This is a genomic window from Aquabacterium sp. UBA2148 (genome assembly GCF_002328915.1).
GTDB lineage: Bacteria > Pseudomonadota > Gammaproteobacteria > Burkholderiales > Burkholderiaceae_C > Aquabacterium > Aquabacterium parvum.
In genome coordinates, this window is record NZ_DCXA01000186.1 from 1 (window position 1) to 655 (window position 655).

The 655-nt window shown below is 65.3% G+C and carries 1 protein-coding gene; it reads right to left on the reverse strand.

Annotated elements, in window-relative coordinates; translation table 11 throughout:
* Positions 1 to 159: 159 nt before the first annotated feature.
* Positions 160 to 655, reverse strand: a 496-nt coding sequence (locus B2W70_RS10490; RefSeq protein ID WP_286745526.1) for a glutathione binding-like protein, incomplete at its 5' end; no start/stop codon positions are given.

Genomic DNA, 655 nt, shown 5'->3' on the forward strand with positions numbered 1-655 from the left:
AAAACCACGCAGATCTACACCCATGTGATGAATCGGGGTGGGCGCGGTGTGCTGAGTCCGTTCGACAAGCTGTAGCTGGCGCCTGCCAGACCAGGGCATCGAAGCCCACGCCACGCAGCCGCCGGGCCTGCGCAGCCATGCGCAGCGTCGCGTGGTTCCTCAGCGCTGCACCATCCCCCGTGCCGCTTCGATGAACGCCTTGGCGTCCTTTTCCTTGTCGGGGGTGACCAGGCTGTCCACTTTGACAGGCACCTCGATGCCGCGCTGGCACGCCGGCCTGGCCTTCATCGCATCCAGCCAGCGCTGCAGGTGCGGCAGCCCCTCCACCGACACGCCCGACCACTTGTGCGTGCGCACCCAGCACCAGTTGGCGATGTCGGCAATCGAGTAATCGCCAGCCAGCCACTCTTCGCGCGCCAGTTGACCGTCCAGCACCTCGAACAGCCTGCGCGACTCGTTCTGGTAGCGGTCGATGGCGGGCTGGATTTTCTCCGGAAAGTAGCGGAAGAAGACGTTGGCCTGGCCCATCATCGGGCCCACGCCCCCCATCTGGAACATCAGCCACTGGATGACACGCGAGCGGCCCTTGGCGTCGCTGGGCATCAGGCGACCGGTCTTTTCGGCCAGGTAGATGAGGATGGCGCCCGACTCGAAG